The following is a 19,168-nucleotide window of genomic DNA, read 5'->3' as shown; positions in this document are numbered from 1 at the left end:
CGAACCCGGAACCTCGAGATTCCGGGTTCGCGACTTCGTCGCGCCCCGGAATGACGGCGTATCTGGCTGGAGCATCATGACCCATCCCGGCGAACAGTTTTATCCGAAGGGCGTGCGTTGGGACGACCCGATCGCGCGCGGCACATTGCCTGATTTGCTGTCGACCGCCGCCGCAGCCTACGGCCCGAGGACGGTGATCGAATTCCGCGACCGGCCGATCGCCTATGCGGAACTGGAAGCGCTGGTCGAAACCGCGGCTGCCGCGTTCCTGCGCGCCGGCTACGGCAGGGATACCTCGGTGGCGCTGTTCCTCGGCAACACGCCTGACCATCCCATCAACTTCTTCGGCGCGCTGAAGGCGGGTGCCCGCGTCGTACATCTCTCGCCGCTCGACGGCGAGATCGCGCTCTCGCACAAGCTCTCGGATTCCGGCGCGCGTATCCTTATCACCAGCAATCTCTCGGCGCTGTTGCCGACGGCGCTGAAGTTCCTCGACAAGGGCCTGCTCGATCGGCTGATCGTCTGCGAGGACGATCATTGGGGCAAGATCGGCACACCCCAGACCGCGTTGCCCGACAATCCCGCCATCATCACCTATCGCCAGTTCGTCGACGGCGCGACCAGGCCGGCCAAATGGCCTGAGGTCAGCGCCGACGACGTCGCGCTGCTGCAATATACCGGCGGCACCACCGGCCTGCCGAAGGGCGCGATGCTGAGCCACGGCAACCTGACTGCAGCCGTGTCGATCTATGAAGTCTGGGGCAAGGCGGCCCGCGCGGAGCGCGACGCGATCGAGCGCGTGATCTGCGTGCTGCCGCTGTTCCACATCTATGCGCTGACGGTCGTGCTGCTGTCATCGATCCGGCACGGCCATCTGATCTCGCTGCACCAGCGCTTCGACGTCCAGGCCGTGATGCGCGACATCGAGGAGAAGCGCGCCACTGTGTTCCCGGGCGTGCCCACGATGTGGATCGCGATCGCCGCCCTGCCCGATCTCGACAAGCGCGACCTATCCTCGCTGGTGAGCTGCGGTTCCGGCGGCGCGCCGCTGCCGGTGGAAGTCGCCAAGATCTTCGAGCGCCGGGTCGGCATGAAGCTGCGCAGCGGCTGGGGCATGACGGAGACTTGTTCCCCGGGGACCGGTCATGTGAAGGAAGGGCCGGACAAGCCCGGCTCGATCGGCCTGATGCTGCCGGGCATCGAGCTCGATGTGGTCTCGCTGGATGATCCGAAGCAGGTCTTGCCCGTGGGCGAAGTCGGCGAGATCCGGATTCGCGGGCCGAATGTCACCAAGGGCTACTGGAACCGGCCGAAGGAAACCGCGGAAGCCTTTGTCGGCGACCGCTTCCTCACCGGCGACATCGGCTACATGGATGCGGACGGCTATTTCTACCTGGTCGACCGCAAGAAGGACATGATCATCTCCGGCGGCTTCAACGTCTATCCGCAGATGATCGAGCAGGCGATCTATACGCATCCGTCGGTGCAGGAAGTGATCGTGATCGGCATCTCCGACGACTACCGGGGCGAGGCTGCGAAAGCCTTCATCAAGCTGCGCGACGGAGCGGCGTCGTTCACGATCGACGATCTGCGCGCCTTCCTCACCGGCAAGCTCGGCAAGCATGAACTGCCGGCGGCGCTCGAATTCGTCGAGGAATTGCCGCGCACGCCGGTCGGAAAACTTTCCCGCCACGAATTGCGTCAGCAGAAGGCCGCTTCGGACAGCGCAACGAAACAACAACCAGAAACCGCAACAGGAGGTCGTTCATGACCGACGCCGTTATCGTCTCCACCGCCCGCACGCCGATCGGCAAGGCCTATCGCGGCGCACTCAACGTCACCGAAGGCGCGACCCTGCTTGGACACGCCATCGGCGAGGCGGTCGCCCGCGCCAAGGTCGACCCGAAGGAGATCGAGGACGTCGTGATGGGCGCAGCCCTGCAACAGGGCTCAACCGGCGGCAACATCGCGCGCAAGGCGCTGCTCCGCGCCGGCCTTCCGGTGACCGTCGCCGGCACCACCATCGACCGGCAATGTGCCTCCGGCCTGCAGGCGATTGCGCTTGCCGCGCGCTCGGTGCTGTTCGACGGCGTCGAGATCGCGGTCGGCGGCGGTGGTGAATCGATCAGCCTGGTGCAGAACGACAAGATCAATACGTTCCACGCGCAGGACCCGGCACTCCTGAAGATCAAGGGCGAGGTCTACATGCCCATGATCGACACCGCCGAAGTGGTCGCCAAGCGCTACAACATCTCGCGCGAGAAACAGGACGAATATTCGCTGGAGAGCCAGCGCCGCACCGCAGCCGCCCAGCAGGGCGGCAAGTTCAAGGACGAGCTGGCGCCGATCACCACCCAGATGGCGGTGACCGACAAGGCGACCGGCGCGGTCTCGTTCAAGGAGGTGACGCTGTCGCAGGATGAGGGTCCGCGGCCCGACACCACGGCCGAAGGCCTTGCCGGCCTGAAGCCGGTGCGCGGCGAAGGTTTTACCATCACCGCCGGCAACGCCAGCCAGCTTTCCGATGGCGCCAGTGCGACCGTCATCATGAGCGACAAGGAAGCGGCCAAGCGCGGCTTGACGCCGCTCGGCATCTTCCGTGGTTTCGTCTCCGCCGGCTGCGAGCCCGACGAGATGGGGATCGGCCCGGTCTTCGCCGTGCCGCGCCTGCTCAAGCGCCATGGCCTGAAGGTCGAGGACATCGACCTCTGGGAGCTCAACGAGGCCTTCGCGGTGCAGGTGCTCTATTGCCGCGACAAGCTCGGCATCGATCCGGAGAAGCTCAACGTCAATGGCGGCGCGATCGCGGTCGGCCATCCCTACGGCATGTCGGGCGCCCGGCTGACGGGCCACGCCCTGATCGAAGGCCGCCGCCGCAAGGCGAAATATGCTGTCGTGACCATGTGCGTCGGCGGCGGCATGGGCGCGGCCGGCTTGTTCGAGGTGGTGCACTAAGGCTCATTGCGTCATTCCGGACGGGCGCGAAGCGGCCGATCCGGAATCCAGAGGTTTGTTACTTCGAGATTCCGGGTTCGCGCTAACGCGCGCCCCGGAATGACAGATAATTCATCACAAGGAGGATCCGATGGATCTCGCTTTCACCAAGGAAGAAGTGGCATTTCGCGAGGAAGTGCGGGCGTTCTTCAGGGACAATGTGCCGCCGGACACGCGGCGGAAGATGCAGGAGGGCCGTCACCTCTCCAAGGATGAGATGGTCACCTGGTGGCGCATCCTGAACAAGAAGGGTTGGGGTGTCTCGCACTGGCCGAAGGAATATGGCGGCACCGGCTGGACATCCGTGCAGCACTACATCTTCAACGAGGAGCTGCAAGCCTATCCGGCGCCGCAGCCGCTCGCCTTCGGCGTCAGCATGGTCGGTCCGGTGATCTACACCTTCGGCAACGAGGAGCAGAAGAAGCAATACCTGCCGCGCATCGCCAGTGTCGACGACTGGTGGTGCCAGGGCTTCTCGGAGCCGGGCTCGGGCTCGGACCTCGCCTCGCTCCGCACCAAGGCCGAGCGCAAGGGCGACAAGTGGATCATCAACGGCCAGAAGACCTGGACCACGCTGGCGCAGCATGCCGACATGATCTTCTGCCTGTGCCGCACCGATCCCAGCGCCAAGAAGCAGATGGGCATCTCCTTCATCGTGTTCAGCATGAAGTCGAAGGGCGTCACCGTTCGGCCGATCCAGACCATCGATGGCGGCTGTGAAGTCAACGAAGTGTTCTTCGACAATGTCGAGGTTCCGATCGAGAACCTGATCGGCGAGGAGAACAAGGGCTGGGACTACGCCAAATTCCTGCTCGGCAACGAGCGCACCGGTATTGCGCGGGTCGGCGTCTCCAAGGAACGGCTGCGCCGCATCAAGGAGCTCGCCTCCAAGGTCGAATCCGGGGGCCGGCCGGTGATCCAGGATCCGACCTTCCGCGAAAAACTCTCGGCCTGCGAGATCGAGCTGAAGGCGCTGGAATTGACCCAGCTTCGCGTCGTCGCCGACGAAGGCAAGCATGGCAAGGGCAAGCCCAACCCGGCATCGTCGGTGCTCAAGATCAAGGGCTCGGAGATCCAGCAGACCACGACAGAGCTGTTGATGGAAGTGATCGGCCCGTTCGCCGCGCCCTATGACGTGCATGGCGACGACGGCTCGAACGAGGCCATGGATTGGACCGCCCAGATCGCGCCGAGCTACTTCAACAACCGCAAGGTCTCGATCTACGGCGGCTCCAACGAGATCCAGCGCAACATCATCGCCAAGGCGGTGCTGGGGCTTTGAGGCCGCAAACTCAACTGTCGTCCCCCGCGCAGGCGGGGGACTCAGTACGCCGCGGCGATCGTGGTTCACGATGACCGCCGGTGGGTACTGGATCCCCGCCTTCGCGGGGATGACGATGGGAGATCAGGGCAGCAACGATGCCCGCGTGATTTTGGAGAAACGGTAACATGGATTTTGATTTGTCCGAGGAGCAGCGGCTTCTCAAGGAAAGCATCGACGGCCTGCTGACGGATTCCTACGATTTCGAGCAGCGCAAGAAGTACATGCAGGAGAAGGGCGGCTGGAGCAAAGCCGTCTGGAGCAAGCTCGCCGAGCAGGGCCTGCTCGGCCTGCCCTTCACTGAGGCCGATGGCGGGTTCGGCGCTGGCGGCGTCGAGACCATGATCGTGATGGAAGCGCTCGGCAAGGCGCTGGTGCTCGAGCCTTATCTTGCGACCGTGGTGATCGGCGGCGGCTTCCTGCGCCATGGCGGCTCGGCCGAGCAGAAGGCCGCGCATATCCCTGGGATCATCGACGGCAGCAAGACGTTTGCCTTCGCGCAGCTCGAGAAGAACTCGCGTTACGACCTGTTCGACGTCGCCACGACCGCCAAGAAGAAGGGCTCGGCTTACGTCATCGACGGCGAGAAGTTCGTCGTCCTCAACGGCGAGAACGCCGACACGCTGATCGTGACCGCGCGCACCAAGGGCGAGCGGCGCGACAGAAACGGCATCGGCGTGTTCCTGGTGCCGGCCGACGCCAAGGGCATCAGCAGGAAGGGCTATCCGACCCAGGACGGCCTGCACGCCGCGGATATCACCTTCACCGGCGTGGAAGTCGGCAGCGATGCCGCGATCGGCAACCCCGAGGATGCGCTTGATCTGATCGAGCGCGTGGTCGACGAAGCCCGCGTCGCGCTGTGCGCGGAGGCGGTCGGCGCGATGGACGAGTCGCTCAAGGAGACCGTCGAGTACATCAAGACGCGCAAGCAGTTCGGCGTCGCGATCGGTTCGTTCCAGAGCCTGCAGCACCGCGCCTCCGACATGTTCGTCGCGGCCGAGCAGGCCCGTTCGATGTCGATGTTCGCGACCATGGCTGGTGACTTCGCGGACGCCAAGGAGCGCGCGAGCGCGATTGCGGCGGCCAAGGTGCAGATCGGCAAGTCGCTGAAGTTCGTCGGCCAGCAGTCGATCCAGCTCCATGGCGGCATCGGCATGACCATGGAGGCCAAGATCGGCCACTACTTCAAGCGTCTCACCATGATCGAGAACACCTTTGGCGACACCGAGTATCACCTGCGCCGTGTCGCTGACGCGGGCGGGTTGATCTAGTCTCCGCCCGCTCGTGACTTGGGAGGCTGCAGCCGCACAATGACCGTCATGCCCGGGCATCCACGTCTTGGCGGCAAAACAAGAGCGTGGATGGCCGGGTCAAGCCCGGCCATGACGGTGTGGCAAAATGCGAACAGAACAGAAGAGGGAAACAACAATGAAGAACACCCCGTTCGATCTCACCGGAAAGGTCGCTGTCATCACCGGCTCGAGCCGCGGCATCGGCCGTGCCTCCGCCGAACTGCTGGCGAAGCTCGGAGCCAAGGTGGTGATCTCCTCGCGCAAGGCCGACGCCTGCAAGGAAGTGGCCGACGGCATCAACAGTAACGGCGGCGATGCGCATGTGATCCCCTGCAACATCTCGCGCCGCGAGGAGGTCGAGGCGCTGATCTCGGGCGCGACCAAGCATTACGGCAAGATCGACATCCTCGTCTGCAACGCTGCGGTGAACCCGTATTACGGCCCGCTGCTCGACATCAAGGACGAGGCGTTCGACAAGATCATGGGCTCCAACGTCAAGAGCAACATCTGGCTCTGCGCGCTGGCGATCCCGCAAATGGCCGAGCGCGGCAATGGCTCCGTCGTGATCATCTCCTCGATCGGGGGATTGCGCGGCTCGACCGTGATCGGCGCCTATGGCATCTCGAAGGCGGCCGACTTCGCGCTCTGCCGCAGCCTCGCCGGCGAATGGGGACCGAAGGGCGTGCGCGTCAATTGCGTCGCGCCGGGGCTGGTCAAGACCGATTTCGCCCGCGCGCTCTGGGAAGACGCGGAGCTTCTGAAACGGCGCACCGCCACCACCCCGCTCCGCCGCATCGGCGAACCCGACGAGATCGCCGGCGCGGTGGCCTATCTCGCCTCCGACGCCTCCACCTTCATGACCGGCCAGACCATCGTCATCGACGGCGGCGTCACCACGGCGGCGGTGTAGCGGCTCTCCCTCGCCCCGCTCTTGCGGGGAGAGGGTCGGGGTGAAGGGCTGCCTCCACGAATTCCGAACACCGTGAATGCGGCGCGTCCCCTCACCCGGCGCTGCGCGCCGACCTCTCCCCGCAAGAGCGGGGCGAGGTTAAGCAGCCCGCCCGACCTGAGATATTGACCTTCCCGCGCCAATCCGCTCCCTTGGCGCAACAAGCAATCACGTCCGGGAAGGAGCGCCATGTCCTTTGTGCTGGCCATCGATCAGGGCACCACGTCCTCGCGCGCCATCGTGTTCCGCAGCGATATCTCCATCGCGGCGGTGGCGCAGCAGGAGTTCCCGCAGCATTTCCCTGCTTCCGGCTGGGTCGAGCATGAGCCGGAGGACATCTGGACCTCGACCATCGCCACCTGCCGCAATGCGCTGGAGAAGGCGGGCCTGAAGGCGAAAGACATCGCCGCGATCGGCATCACCAACCAGCGCGAAACCACTGTGGTGTGGGACCGCGCTACGGGTCAGGCGGTGCACCGCGCCATCGTCTGGCAGGACCGCCGCACCGCGGACTTCTGCGCCAGACTGAAGGCCGAAGGCCATGAGCCTGTGATCTCGGCCAAGACCGGCTTGATCATCGACCCCTATTTCTCGGGGACAAAGGTCGCCTGGATCCTTGACGGCGTGCCCGGCGCGAGAGAGCGCGCCGAGCGCGGCGAGCTCCTGTTCGGCACCGTCGATTGCTACCTGCTGTGGCGGCTCACCGGCGGCAAGGTGCACGCGACCGACGCCACCAACGCCTCGCGCACCCTGCTGTTCAACATCCACACCGGCGAGTGGGATGACGAGCTCTTGAAGATCCTCGGCGTACCGCGCTCGATGCTTCCGGAGGTGAAGGACTCCTCCGCCAAATTCGGCGACAGCGTCCCCGACCTGTTCGGCGGCAGCATCGCCATCGCAGGCATCGCCGGCGACCAGCAGGCCGCAACCATCGGGCAAGCCTGTTTCGAGCCCGGCATGATCAAATCGACCTATGGCACCGGCTGCTTTGCGCTGCTCAACACCGGCACGACGCCGGTGAAGTCAAAGAACAAGCTGCTGACCACGATCGCCTACCAGCTCGGAGGCAAACGCACCTACGCGCTGGAAGGCTCGATCTTCGTCGCCGGAAGCGCGGTGCAGTGGCTGCGCGATGGGCTCGGTATCATCAGGCAGGCCGCCGAGACCGGGCCGCTCGCCGACAAATCCGATTCGATGCAGAGCGTCTATCTGGTGCCGGCCTTTGTCGGCATGGGCGCGCCCTACTGGAATCCACGCGTGCGCGGCGCACTGTTCGGCCTCACCCGCAACACCGGCCCGGCCGAGCTCGCGCATGCCGCGCTGGAAAGCGTCTGCTACCAGACCTACGATCTCTGGGCCGCGATGCGCGCCGACTGGCCGGATTCGACGGCAGCCAATATCGTGCTCCGCGTCGACGGCGGCATGACCGCGTCCGACTGGACCATGCAGCGATTGGCCGACCTGCTCGACGCCCCGGTCGACCGCCCGATGATCCAGGAGACCACGGCGTTAGGGGCCGCCTATCTGGCCGGCCTGCAGGCGGGCGTGTATCCCGAGCCGACAAGATTCGCGGACAATTGGCGATTGGAGCACCGCTTCAAGCCCGCGATGAGCCAGGCCACGCGCGAACGCAAGCTCGCGGGTTGGGCGCGCGCGGTGAAGGGCGTGCTGGCGAGCGACGAGGGGGAGTGAGCAGCCCTCTCTTCTCCGCCGTCACCACTTACTCCACCGTCATCACCCGCGAAGGCGGGTGATCCAGTATTCCAGAGGCAGTAGTGATTGAGCCGCGAGGCCGCGGCTTACTGGATACTCCGCCTTCGCGGAGTATGACGGAGCAAGGGGTTGGACCTCAATTCGCCATCATGCGTTGCGGCAGCCAGGTGGCGAGCAGCGGGAAGGCGATCAGGATCACGAGACGGATCAGGTCGGTGACGACGAAGGGGATCACGCCCTTGAAGATCGTGGAGAAAGAGACGTCCTTCACCACGCTCTTGATCACGAACACGTTCATGCCGACAGGCGGATGGATCAGGCCGAGCTCGACCGTCATCACGATGATGACGCCGAACCAGATCGGATCAAAACCAAGGTGCATGATGACCGGGAAGATGATCGGCACGGTCAGGATGATCATCGCCATGGCGTCCATCAGGCAGCCGAGCACGAGATACATCACCATGATGACGGCGAGGATGCCGTAGCTGCCGAGCCCAAGGCTGGTGAGGAACTCCGTGACCTTCTGCGGGGTCTGAGTCACCGTGAGGAAATAGCCGAAGATCAGCGCGCCGATCAGCACGGTGAACACAGCGGCCGCGGTGCGCGTCGCCTGCAACAGCGAGTTCAGGATCTTCTCCTTGTCCAATCGTCCGGTGAGAATGCCGATCAGGAACGCGCCGGTGGCGCCGACGCCGCCGGCCTCCGTCGGCGTGAAGCGCGGCAGGAATGGCAGGCCGTAGAGGCCGCCAATGACAAAGATGAAGAGCAGCACCGGCGCCCAGATGTCGCGCAGGCCGGCGAAGCGCTCGCGCCACGGCATCCGTTTGCCCGTCGGCAGGAATCCGGGCCTGAAATAGCCGATCAGCGCGATGGTGATCATGTACATGGTCATCGCGAGCAGGCCCGGGATGATGCCGGCGATGAAGAGCTTTCCGATGTCCTGCTCGGTGATGATGCCGTAGACCGCGAGCACAGTCGACGGCGGCAGCATTGCGCCCAGCGTGCCGCCCGCCGCGATCACGCCAGTGGCAAAGGATTGCGGATAGCCGAAACGGCGCATCTCCGGATAGGCCACGGCCGAGAACGTCGCGGCGGTCGCGACCGAGGAACCGCAGATCGCGGCGAAGCCGCCGCAGGCGGCGACAGTGGCGATGCCGAGCCCGCCGCGGAGATGGCCGACAAAGCCGTTGGCGGCGCGGAACAATTCGCGGCTCATGCCGGAATTGCTGACGAAGGTCCCCATCAACAGGAACATCGGGATCACGCCGAAGGTGTAATCGGTCACCGTGCGCATCGAGGTCTGGCCGACCAGTTTCAGCGCCGGCGTGGCGCCGACCAGATAGCTGAAACCGCAGACGCCGACGAGGCCCATCGCCATGCCGACTGGCACGCGCAGCAGCATCAGCGCGAACAGCGCGACAAAGCCGAGGATGGCGACGGCGTCGGTGCTCATCGGCGCTTACTCCGTCGCCTTGATCTTGGGATCGTGCATCTCTTCCGGGTGGAAGATCAATCTGTAAGTGCGGATCGCGATCAAGAGCACGGCGGAGACGTCGCCGATCCAGGCGAGCGCGAAGAACGGCCAGGTCGGCATATGCAGATCGAAGGTCAGGACATTGTCGTTATAGGTGCCGCGCACCTTGTCGAACAACGTCCAGGTCTGCACGGTGACGACGAACAGCAGCACCAGTGTCGCGAACACGTCGATGAGGCGCTGGTATCTCGGCCCGACATTGGCCCAGACCAGGTCGACGGTGATGTGGGTGCCGCGATAGGACGTCGCGGCGATGCCCCAGAAAATCAGGATGCCGAGCAGCATCCGCCCGATGTCGAAGGAATCGGGAATCGAGTAGTTCAGCGTGTTTCGCAAGAGCACCGCGAGGAAGATATTGGCGGCGACGATGCCGACGAATCCGGCCGCGATCCATTCGATCGTGTCGATGAAACGGTCCATGTAAGCGCGTTTCATATACGGGGCGTCCTATGGCTTGGTATCGATCGTCTATCCGCAAGCTCGGTTCACCTCTCCCGCTTGCAGGAGAGGTCGGCATTAACGCCGGGTGAGGGCTCTCTCCACGCGGACGGTCCCATCGCGGAGACACCCTCACCCCGGCCCTCTCCGGCAAGCGGGAGAGGGAGAACTACTGCGCGAGCGCGTTGTACTTCGTGAGCGAGGCCTTCAGGTCGGCCATCGCGGCGTCCGCGTCGACGCCGGTCTTCTTGACGCCGTCGGCCCAGGTCTTGACCAGCGGCTCGGCCGCCTTCTTCCACAGCGCGGTCTGCTCCGGCGTCAGCTTGTAGACCTCGTGACCGGACTCGGCTTTCACCTTGTCGATGCCGGCGTCCTCGAACTTGCCCCAGTGCTCGCCGACGATGCCCGCCATCTCGGTCGAGCAGTTCTTGTCGATGGCTGCCTTCTGGCGGTCGGACATCGCGTTGTACTTGTCCTTGTTGATCACGAAGACGAAGGTCGTGACGTAGAGCGGCGCTTCCATGTCGTATTTCGTCACCTTGTCGATGCCGAACAGCACCAGCGAGCCCCAGGGAAAGGTGACGCCGTCGGCCACGCCGCGCTCGATGATATCCCGCACTTCAGGCGCGGAGGACTGCACATTGGTGCCGCCCAGCGAGGTGACGAAATTGGCCATGGTGGCATGGGCGGGGCGGATCTTCAGGCCTTTGACGTCCTCAGGCACGACGATCTTCTTGGTGCGCGAATGGAACGAAGACGGCGAATGGACGAAGGCGAGGCAGTATTTGACGTCCTTCATCTCCTTCTCGGCATATTTGCGGTACCAGGCATCAAGTCCCATCGAGCCGCCCTTGGCGTCCGAAATCAGGAACGGCAATTCGCCGGCGCCGACGATCGGGAAGCGGCCGGGCTGGTAGCCCGGATTGACATAGGTGACATCGGCGATACCGTCGCGCGCCATGTCGTAATGGTCGAAGGCCTTGCCGAGTTGCTGCGCCGGGAACACCTTGCCCTTGATGGTGCCGCCGGAGTCCTTTTCCACGGCCGTGGCCCAGTCCTCCAGCGACTTCTGCAGCGGATGGGACGCCGGCACCCAATGCGAGATCTTCAGGTCGAAATTCTTCTCCTGCCCGAACGCAGGGGTCACGCTGGCGGCCAGCAGCAACGCCAGAACCGTCTTCCTCATCGGCATCCTCTCCCTCTTTGCAGGCCTTTGGCGGCCCTTTGCGATTATTGTTATATGATATAATCACCATTGCAAGCTGACGACAGCGACCCGCCAGGCGGTATAAGCTAAAGCCTACAATATCGGGAGGAGCAAATATTGCGGTCAAAGGTAGCAATCATAGGCGCAGGTCCGGCAGGATTGTTGCTTGGGCAACTACTTCACGCCTACGGGATCGACAACGTGATCCTGGAACGGCAGACGCCGGACTATGTGCTGGCGCGGATCCGCGCCGGCCTGCTGGAGGAGGGCACGGTCAGCCTGCTCGACGAGGTCGGCGCAGGCCAGCGCGCCCATCGCGAGGGGCTGATCCATCACGGCTTGGAACTCGCCTTCGGCGGCGCCCGCCATCGCATCGACATGCACGCGGCGACCGGCAAGACGGTCATGATCTACGGCCAGACCGAGGTGACGCTCGACCTGATGAACGCGCGGCAGCAGGCCGGGCTCACCACCATCTATCAGGCCGCCGATGTCCAGCCGCATGATTTCGACACCGACCATCCGCGCGTCTCTTACGTGAAGGACGGCAAAGCAGGCGAGATCATCTGCGACTTCATCGCGGGCTGCGACGGTTTCCACGGCGTCAGCCGCGCCAGCGTGCCGGATTCCGCGATCAAGACGTATGAGCGGGTCTATCCGTTCGGCTGGCTCGGCATCCTCTCGGATACCCCTCCGGTTTCGCACGAGCTGATCTACAATAACCATGAGCGGGGCTTTGCGCTGTGCACGATGCGCTCGATGCACCGCAGCCGCTATTACGTGCAGTGTCCGCTCGACGATCACATCGACCAATGGCCCGACGAACGTTTCTGGGACGAGCTGAAGCGGCGGCTCGACCAGAAGGCGGCGGACGAACTCGTCACCGGTCCCTCGATCGAAAAAAGCATCGCGCCGCTGCGCAGCTTCGTCGCCGAGCCGATGCGCTTCGGCAGGATGTTCCTGGCCGGCGACGCCTCGCACATCGTGCCGCCGACCGGCGCCAAGGGGCTGAACCTCGCCGCCAGCGACGTGCACTACCTGTCGCAGGGCCTACGTGAGTACTACGACGAGAAATCTTCCGCCGGCATCGATGGCTATTCCGCCAGAGCGCTGGCGCGGGTCTGGAAGGCGGTGCGCTTCTCCTGGTGGATGACCTCGATGCTGCACAAATTCCCGGACCAGGGCGAGTTCGGCGCACGGATCCAGCTCGCCGAGCTGGAATATCTCGTGAGTTCCCAGGCGGCGTCGACGTCGCTGTCGGAGAACTACGTCGGATTGCCGCTATAAAATTGTAGGGTGGGCAAAGCGCAGCGTGCCCACCATCAGCACTCCGCTCGCGATGGTGGGCACGCTGCGCTTTGCCCACCCTACGGGCTACGCCGTCATTGCGAGGAGCGAAGCGACGAAGCAATCCATGCGCCCACGCGGGGAGAAATGGATTGCTTCGCTTCGCTCGCAATGACGACGGAGTGTTTCAAACATCCGCGCAGATGCCGTTTAAAACTTTGTATGCGGTGAAACTGTCATCGACATCGCGTTCAATGGCGCCGAGATCATCAGACATACGGGCCGACCATGAGCACGGATACATCAGTCATTGCCGACATTCCGGAAGGCTTTGAGCCTCACTTCCGCAAGAGCCCGCTCACCGATCCCTGGGAGCCGCTTTATTCGAAGCGCATCGACAGGGCGGTGATCATGGGGCTCAGGCTCGCAAAGGCGCACACCAACTCGCGCGGCCTGATCCATGGCGGATTGATCGCGGCGCTCTCCGACAACGCGATGGGCTATAGCTGCGCCCAAGTGATGGGCTGGACATCCTCGCTGGTAACGGTCTCGCTTGCGGTCGATTTCATTGGCACCGCGGAGATCGGTCAGTGGCTCGCGGTCGAGACCGACGTGATCAAGACCGGCAGCACGATCTGCTTTGCGCAGAGCCTGGTGAAGGCGGACGACGTCATCATCGCGCGGGCGAATGGGACGTTCCGGGTGATGCCGAAGAAGGACGTCGTTCCGGAACGCGCGTAGCGCGAACCCGGCACGATTACCGTCATCCGAACCGCCAGTCCGCGGTCTCGGCGACGAGATCGATGAAGGTGCGCACCTTGGCCGAGAGCAAGCGCGAGGTCGGATAGACGATGTGGATTGGCAGCGGCGGCTCTTCGAATTTCGCCAGCACGATCCTGAGCCGCCCTGCCTTCAGCGAAGCAGCCGCCTGATAGGCGAGCACACGCGTCAGCCCGCCGCCGGCTTCGGCGTATTGAATCGCGGCATCGGCGCTGTTGGATGAAAAGCGCGGGCTCGACGAAACGCGGACCTCCCGCCCTTCCTCGACGAAGCGCCAATCCGGCGCCGCCGACATGGCGCCGAACTGAATGGTGTCGTGCGCTGATATATCCGAGGGCCGCTTCGGCTCGCCGCGAGCATTCAGATATTGCTTCGACGCCACCACGATGCGCCGCATCTCGCCGACATGGCGTACAACCAGCGTCGAATCCGGCAGGTGCCCGATCCTGACGGCAAGGTCGACGCCCTCCTCCACCAGGTTGATCATGCGGTCGGACAGCCTGAGGTCCACGCCAACGTCGGGGTAGCGCTTCAGATAGGCCGTGACCATGGGACTGACATGCAGGCGGCCGAAGCCGACCGGCGCCGAGATCACCAATCGCCCGGCCGGGCGCGTGCGTTCGCCCTCGACCGCCTCCTCTGCCTCTTCGAGATCGGCAAGGATGCGCCTGATACGCTCGAGATAGCGCGAGCCGGCATCGGTCAGGGTCACGGACCGCGTGGTCCGCTGCAACAGCCGCGCGCCGAGCCGCTCCTCCAGCGCCGCGATCAGCCGGGTCACGGCCGATGGCGACAGCCCGAGCTTTCGAGCGGCGGGGGCGAAGCCCTGCAGATCGGCCACGGCGACGAAGGCCTGCATGGCATCAATACGGTCCATCGCATTATTGCATAATGCGCAATAGTGAAGTGTCAATCGCCTTGATTGTTCGACCGGGGAACGGTCCCATCTTCCACGGTGAAACGACGCTTTGGCGCTCCATGCCAAGAGGCTCAAATGTCAGACACCCAGACCTATCCGAGTGACGTCGCTTTCACGCCGGCGGTGAAGGCGATCCAGGCGCGCAAAGGTTCGCGCGAGGCCTATGCCCAAGTCGAACGGCGCGGCTGGCGCACCGAGATCGACGAGAATCTCGCGGCCTTCCTCGCCAACGCCAACAGCTTCTATTTCGCGACGGCGTCTGCCGATGGCCAGCCCTATATCCAGCACCGCGGCGGACCGAAGGGGTTCATCAAGATCCTGGACGCCAGCACCATCGCGTTCGCCGACTTCAGCGGCAACCGGCAGTACATCACCCAAGGCAATCTGTCGGAGAATCCGAAGGCGTATATCTTCGTGATGGATTACGCGCATCGCAGACGCGTCAAGCTCTGGGGGGAAGCGCGCCTGGTCGACGACGACCCGGCGCTGACGCAATCGCTGATGCCCAAGGATTACAGGGCGCGGGCTGAGCAGGTGATCCTGTTCAAGATATCCACCTGGGACACCAACTGTCCGCAGCACATCCCACAGAAGTTCGATGCCGCCGATGTCGCTGCGGCATTGGCCGCACGCGACGCACGCATCGCCGAGCTCGAGGCGGAGCTGGCTGCATTGAAAGCCGAGCCCCGGAGCTTCGGTTCTGATTGAATCAGAACCGAAGCTCTGGTCTTTTGTTTTGACGCGTTTTCTTCACGCGAACCGGTATCCACTTCGCTCGAAAACGCTGCGAGCTGCAACCTCATCGTAGCTAGGCCGCTTCGCGCACGGGCGACCAGGCGAACCCCGGATAATATTGCCCCATCATCCGGTCGACATAGTCAGTGAGATTCCTGAACTTCTCGGTCCGCGCGCGTAGCGGAGAATCGAAGAACGGGGTCAGGATTCCCGCAAGCGCCCCGAACGCGGTGGCATCCGTGCCGCACGGTGTGTCGCCCATCAGATACGGCTTGTCGCCGAGTTGCACGGAAAGCGCGAACAGCGACCGGATGGCAAGGTCGATATCCTCGTCGGGCGCATGGCGGCCGAGGCCAGACAGCAAATAGTTCTCCGCGACACGGAACTGCGCGTCCTCGCGCAGTTTCTCGCGCAGATGCTCCGGCGCGCCGTCGAAGAAATGCGCAGGCCCCTTGGCGAAATTGATTTCATCCACCCAGCGTGCGCCGACCAGGGCCCAATAGACATGGTGCTCGATCATCCGTTCGAACGCCCAGGCCTGCGCGCGCGCCTGTAGGCTCAAGGGCGCATCGAAGTCAAAGCCGTATTTGCCTTCGATATGCGCGCGGATGAAAGTGGAATCGGCGATGGTCTCCGCTTCGTCACGGATATAGGGCAATTGCCCCTTGGGCGAACTCGGCGGCATCGCCCTCTCCTTGCAATAGGCAAGCCCGGCCATTTTCAATTGGACCTCGGTCTTGGTCACGAAGGGGCTGATTTCCGGCAAGCCGAACCCCGGGCCGAAGCCATGGAGAATAATCATCTGGAGCCTCCCAATTTCCAAAAAACGGCACCGAGCCTAGCGGCCCCCTGCTGCCACCATGGTGTCAGCAGGGGTAAAATGGGTCGCCAAACGAACCCGTTTCACGAGGCGGCGGCTGCGGAAGACCACGTGCCTCCCGCCCGCCGTCAACAGGGCGGCGATCGAACGCAGGGCCAGTTCGATGAGCGCCCAGCGGAGGTCGCAGGAGACGGTGTGGATTGTGACGAGCTGTTCCAACGCAAAGGTTTGGGCTCGCCTGAACCTTTCAAGACGGCTATCGAGGCCGGCCTTACTAAGATGATTCAGCATGGACAAATTCCCTTCAGTTGAGATGTTGTCCCGTTATAACCACCCCCTGCTGCCAACATTCTGTCAGCAGCGGCGAGGCCGACCTCGGGAAAATCGACGGCCTGGAACTGACTAGCCAAGAGACCAGCGAGAGAGACCGACCAAAGAGAGCTGCCATGAGACGCGCCGACCGGCTGTTTCAGATCATCCAGGTGCTTCGGCGCACCCGCAAACCGCTGACTGCGGATGCGATCGCCGCCGAGCTCGAGACATCCAAGCGCACGATCTATCGCGACATCGCGACCCTGATCGAGCAGCGCGTGCCGATTCGCGGCGAAGCCGGCATGGGCTATATCCTGGAAAAAGGATTCGACCTGCCGCCCTTGATGCTCACGCCCGACGAGATCGAGGCCTGCGTGCTCGGCGCGAGCTGGGTCACGGGCCACGCCGATCCGGCGCTGGCGCGCGCCGCGCAGGATTTGATGGCGAAGATCGCCGATACCGTGCCGGAGCGGTTGCGGCCGTTCGTGCTCGAACCCGCAAGCCGCGCCCGTTCAGCCTGGAACCGAGAGCCCGACCGCATCGACATGGTGCGGACACGCGCGCAGATCCACGACGGCAAGAAGATCACCCTCAACTATCGCGATGAACGCGGCCGCGACACCGAACGCACGATCTGGCCGATCGCGGTCGGCTATCACGAGGCGGTGCGGATCCTGGCGGCATGGTGCGAGCTGCGAAAGGATTTCCGCAGCTTCCGCACCGACCGCGTGCTCGACGCGGTCTATCATGAGGAGAAATATCCTGAGAGGCGCGACCTGTTGCGGGCGCGCTGGCGCCGCAGCCTGGTCTGGGAAGCGCCGAAGGACATCTGATGGCGATCGAAAATGCGACCGAGAATCCCTGCCAGGCCTGCGGCGCGTGCTGCTTCTACTCGGAGAACTGGCCCCGCTTCACCACCGAAGACGACGCGGCGCTCGACCTGATCCCGCTAGAATACGTCAATGCAAGGCAATCCGGCATGCGCTGCGACGGCGACCGCTGCTCGGCACTGTCAGGCAAGATCGGCGTGGCCACGAGCTGCGCGATCTATGCGATACGGCCCGAGGTCTGCCGCACCTGCCTGCCCGGCGATGCGGAATGCGCGATGGCGCGACGCCGGCACGGACTGCCGGTGTTGGCAGGTGAACCGTAGCCCGGATACGGCAGGAGTCCCTCATGGTGAGGAGGCGCGAAGCGCCGTCTCGAACCATGAGGCCCAGATCTCGCCCGCGGCCCATCCCTCGAGACGCCGCTTTGCGGCTCCTCGGGATGAGGGAGAGTTCGTGACTAGGTGGAGCTTAGACCGTCACAGTCTCGGCAACCTCTTCCTCGTCGAGGTCGTCGACGATCGGCGCGAAGGTCGCCAGCGGCTTAGTCGACAGCGTGATCGGCTTGCGGCCGCCATGCGAGGGCGCTGCGGAGCGGGCCGGCTGGCGGGACAGTTTATAAAGGTTGTTGCCGACGTGGCCGCCGAAATAAGCGAGCTCGCGTTCGCTGCAGCTTGCGGCGATCGCCACTGCCAGCGAATGCAGATGATGGCGGCGATAGCAGAACAGCGCCAGCATTGCCCGGACATCGGACGAGACGCTTTCGACGAGGGCCTGAAGGCCAGCAGGATTGGCGCGGTACATCTGTCCGAGCAGCTCCTCGCGGACCGGGCAAACGTCGTTCTCGAAGGCATTGCGGCTTGAAAACATTGCAGTTCTCCCTGGTCCGGAAGATGCCGTGCAATTCTCTAACGAAGGGTTAACCACGGGCGCCAGTAGTCATCCGGGGCGATTGCGATTTTTGAGCGAATCAGAACGGCCTCCGCTGACGCTCGGGAGCGCCCCGTCATTCCGATGCGCAGCATCGAGCCCGGAATCCATTTCACTGCTTGAACATGCGGCCCAATGGATTCCGGGATCGCGCCGGCGCGCCCCGGAATGACGACACCTCCGCCTGCCGGCACAAGAGAACGCGGACGCAACTCAGTTCACGGCCATGAAGATCGAAAGGCCGAAGCCCGTCAGGTGATGCAGCGCCTGATCGACGCCGATCAGTGACCAGAACCACGGGTGCTCGGTCGTGACGCCGAAGGTCGAGGTGGTGATTCCCTTGGCGCGATCCACCGCAAGGTGGATGAAGAAATCGATGAAGGCGACGAACCAGAATCTTGGCGCGATCACCAGGATCAGGAGCAACGAGGTCGCAAGGTGCACGAGACAATGCGCAAACAAAGGCAGCGCCCAGCCGATCTTCTGATCCTTGCCGATCGCCATCCAGGAATTCTGCAGAAAGAAATCCGCCACGATGTGCTTGGCGGTTAGCAGCAGCATCCATCCTACCAGCGCTGCAACCGGGACCGACGACGACATGGATGGAAACGACAAAGCTGACGCCCTTCGCTGCGACTGATGGAAAATGATGGAGAGAAACCGGACCTGGGCGTCAGCGCAACTTCTTCTTAAACCCGCAATATTCAAAACTTGCGGCCATTTATGGCATCTCCCGCGCCCGAATGCACCTCTCGGTCCTCCGAAATTCATATGGTGTGGCCCTACGGCGATAGTGCTGCGGCATCGCCGCGCAGGCCACAAAGGTTAACAGTCGACGGCCATCTGTAGTCGGGACAAAGCCGGACATCGTTCAGGCCCGCAGCATCGCTCGCCCAACATGATCGCGACCTCCTGAACGCGACGGAGTTGCGTTGCAGCAAAAAAACTCGCAAAAACAAATAGATAAATACTCCAAACAGAGCAAACGAAACAGGCGTTTCAAGAAGATTTTGCGAGGTCACGCGAACCGCCCCCGCGTCGCCGTGCAGGGACCGGCTGCCGGGTCTGAGCGCCGCCATTCCCGGGCTCAGCCACCAGTACACCCGC

19 protein-coding genes are annotated in these 19,168 nt (G+C 63.5%); 11 read left to right on the top strand and 8 right to left on the bottom strand.

Annotated features, from left to right (window positions below; genetic code table 11):
* Nucleotides 1-76 precede the first annotated feature (76 nt).
* The 6 genes from pimA (at nt 77) to glpK (ending at nt 8,248) form a co-directional block, all read left to right on the top strand.
* On the top strand, nt 77-1,771 hold the full coding sequence (pimA, locus tag ACZYOF_RS10035; RefSeq protein ID WP_130580588.1) for a dicarboxylate--CoA ligase PimA: 1,695 nt from the start codon (nt 77-79) through the stop codon (nt 1,769-1,771).
* Nucleotides 1,768-2,955, top strand: coding sequence for an acetyl-CoA C-acyltransferase (locus ACZYOF_RS10030; protein ID WP_463715652.1), 1,188 nt, complete (start codon nt 1,768-1,770; stop codon nt 2,953-2,955). The genes pimA and ACZYOF_RS10030 overlap by 4 nt, the downstream gene beginning before the upstream one ends.
* Nucleotides 2,956-3,085: 130 nt before the next feature.
* Nucleotides 3,086-4,276, top strand: coding sequence for a pimeloyl-CoA dehydrogenase large subunit (pimC, locus tag ACZYOF_RS10025; RefSeq protein ID WP_463715651.1), 1,191 nt, complete (start codon nt 3,086-3,088; stop codon nt 4,274-4,276).
* A 167-nt stretch (nt 4,277-4,443) separates the two neighbouring features.
* The gene (pimD, locus tag ACZYOF_RS10020) at nt 4,444-5,586 is read left to right on the top strand and encodes a pimeloyl-CoA dehydrogenase small subunit (protein WP_463715650.1); all 1,143 of its coding nucleotides are present in this window, start codon (nt 4,444-4,446) and stop codon (nt 5,584-5,586) included.
* Nucleotides 5,587-5,743: 157 nt separating this feature from the next.
* On the top strand, nt 5,744-6,517 hold the full coding sequence (locus ACZYOF_RS10015; RefSeq protein ID WP_282529478.1) for an SDR family NAD(P)-dependent oxidoreductase: 774 nt from the start codon (nt 5,744-5,746) through the stop codon (nt 6,515-6,517).
* 228 nt (nt 6,518-6,745) lie between these two features.
* Nucleotides 6,746-8,248 carry a glycerol kinase GlpK gene (gene glpK / locus ACZYOF_RS10010; protein ID WP_463715649.1) on the top strand — a complete coding sequence of 501 codons (1,503 nt, stop codon included), beginning with the start codon at nt 6,746-6,748 and terminating at the stop codon, nt 8,246-8,248.
* Nucleotides 8,249-8,405: 157 nt separating this feature from the next.
* On the opposite strand, the gene ACZYOF_RS10005 is transcribed toward glpK, so the two are convergent.
* From ACZYOF_RS10005 to ACZYOF_RS09995, 3 genes are all read right to left on the bottom strand, one after another.
* Nucleotides 8,406-9,725, bottom strand: a complete 1,320-nt coding sequence (locus ACZYOF_RS10005) for a TRAP transporter large permease (protein ID WP_463715648.1) — start codon at nt 9,723-9,725, stop codon at nt 8,406-8,408.
* Nucleotides 9,726-9,731: 6 nt separating this feature from the next.
* The gene (locus tag ACZYOF_RS10000) at nt 9,732-10,241 is read right to left on the bottom strand and encodes a TRAP transporter small permease (RefSeq protein ID WP_130580581.1); all 510 of its coding nucleotides are present in this window, start codon (nt 10,239-10,241) and stop codon (nt 9,732-9,734) included.
* Between the two features lie 172 nt (nt 10,242-10,413).
* Nucleotides 10,414-11,430, bottom strand: coding sequence for a TRAP transporter substrate-binding protein (locus ACZYOF_RS09995; RefSeq protein WP_463715647.1), 1,017 nt, complete (start codon nt 11,428-11,430; stop codon nt 10,414-10,416).
* 138 nt (nt 11,431-11,568) lie between these two features.
* On the opposite strand from ACZYOF_RS09995, the gene pobA reads away from it, so the two are divergent.
* Nucleotides 11,569-12,738 carry a 4-hydroxybenzoate 3-monooxygenase gene (pobA, locus tag ACZYOF_RS09990; protein ID WP_463715646.1) on the top strand — a complete coding sequence of 390 codons (1,170 nt, stop codon included), beginning with the start codon at nt 11,569-11,571 and terminating at the stop codon, nt 12,736-12,738.
* A 288-nt stretch (nt 12,739-13,026) separates the two neighbouring features.
* Entirely contained in the window at nt 13,027-13,479 is a 453-nt protein-coding gene (locus ACZYOF_RS09985; protein ID WP_282529483.1) for a PaaI family thioesterase, read from the top strand.
* Between the two features lie 22 nt (nt 13,480-13,501).
* Here the strand turns inward: ACZYOF_RS09985 and ACZYOF_RS09980 are convergent, their stop codons facing one another.
* Nucleotides 13,502-14,395 carry a LysR family transcriptional regulator gene (locus tag ACZYOF_RS09980; protein ID WP_463715645.1) on the bottom strand — a complete coding sequence of 298 codons (894 nt, stop codon included), beginning with the start codon at nt 14,393-14,395 and terminating at the stop codon, nt 13,502-13,504.
* Between the two features lie 117 nt (nt 14,396-14,512).
* On the opposite strand from ACZYOF_RS09980, the gene ACZYOF_RS09975 reads away from it, so the two are divergent.
* A complete protein-coding gene (locus ACZYOF_RS09975; RefSeq protein ID WP_463715644.1) occupies nt 14,513-15,145 on the top strand; it encodes a pyridoxamine 5'-phosphate oxidase family protein in 633 nt (210 codons plus the stop codon).
* A 100-nt stretch (nt 15,146-15,245) separates the two neighbouring features.
* Here the strand turns inward: ACZYOF_RS09975 and ACZYOF_RS09970 are convergent, their stop codons facing one another.
* A complete protein-coding gene (locus ACZYOF_RS09970; protein ID WP_463715643.1) occupies nt 15,246-15,974 on the bottom strand; it encodes a glutathione S-transferase family protein in 729 nt (242 codons plus the stop codon).
* A 36-nt stretch (nt 15,975-16,010) separates the two neighbouring features.
* On the bottom strand, nt 16,011-16,283 hold the full coding sequence (locus tag ACZYOF_RS09965) for a hypothetical protein (protein ID WP_282529487.1): 273 nt from the start codon (nt 16,281-16,283) through the stop codon (nt 16,011-16,013).
* Nucleotides 16,284-16,438: 155 nt separating this feature from the next.
* On the opposite strand from ACZYOF_RS09965, the gene ACZYOF_RS09960 reads away from it, so the two are divergent.
* Together ACZYOF_RS09960 and ACZYOF_RS09955 are read left to right on the top strand one after the other, a co-directional pair.
* Entirely contained in the window at nt 16,439-17,137 is a 699-nt protein-coding gene (locus tag ACZYOF_RS09960) for a helix-turn-helix transcriptional regulator (RefSeq protein WP_463715642.1), read from the top strand.
* Entirely contained in the window at nt 17,137-17,457 is a 321-nt protein-coding gene (locus ACZYOF_RS09955) for a YkgJ family cysteine cluster protein (protein ID WP_463715641.1), read from the top strand. The genes ACZYOF_RS09960 and ACZYOF_RS09955 overlap by 1 nt, the downstream gene beginning before the upstream one ends.
* Nucleotides 17,458-17,602: 145 nt before the next feature.
* Here the strand turns inward: ACZYOF_RS09955 and ACZYOF_RS09950 are convergent, their stop codons facing one another.
* On the bottom strand, nt 17,603-18,001 hold the full coding sequence (locus ACZYOF_RS09950) for a hypothetical protein (RefSeq protein ID WP_394568481.1): 399 nt from the start codon (nt 17,999-18,001) through the stop codon (nt 17,603-17,605).
* Nucleotides 18,002-18,274: 273 nt separating this feature from the next.
* Nucleotides 18,275-18,622 carry a DUF3307 domain-containing protein gene (locus ACZYOF_RS09945; RefSeq protein ID WP_207234537.1) on the bottom strand — a complete coding sequence of 116 codons (348 nt, stop codon included), beginning with the start codon at nt 18,620-18,622 and terminating at the stop codon, nt 18,275-18,277.
* Nucleotides 18,623-19,168: the final 546 nt, after the last annotated feature.

The organism is Bradyrhizobium sp. LeoA1Lang, assembly GCF_055413685.1.
The sequence above is the reverse complement of the archived record's forward strand: the minus strand, read 5'-3'. Positions and strand labels throughout refer to the sequence as shown.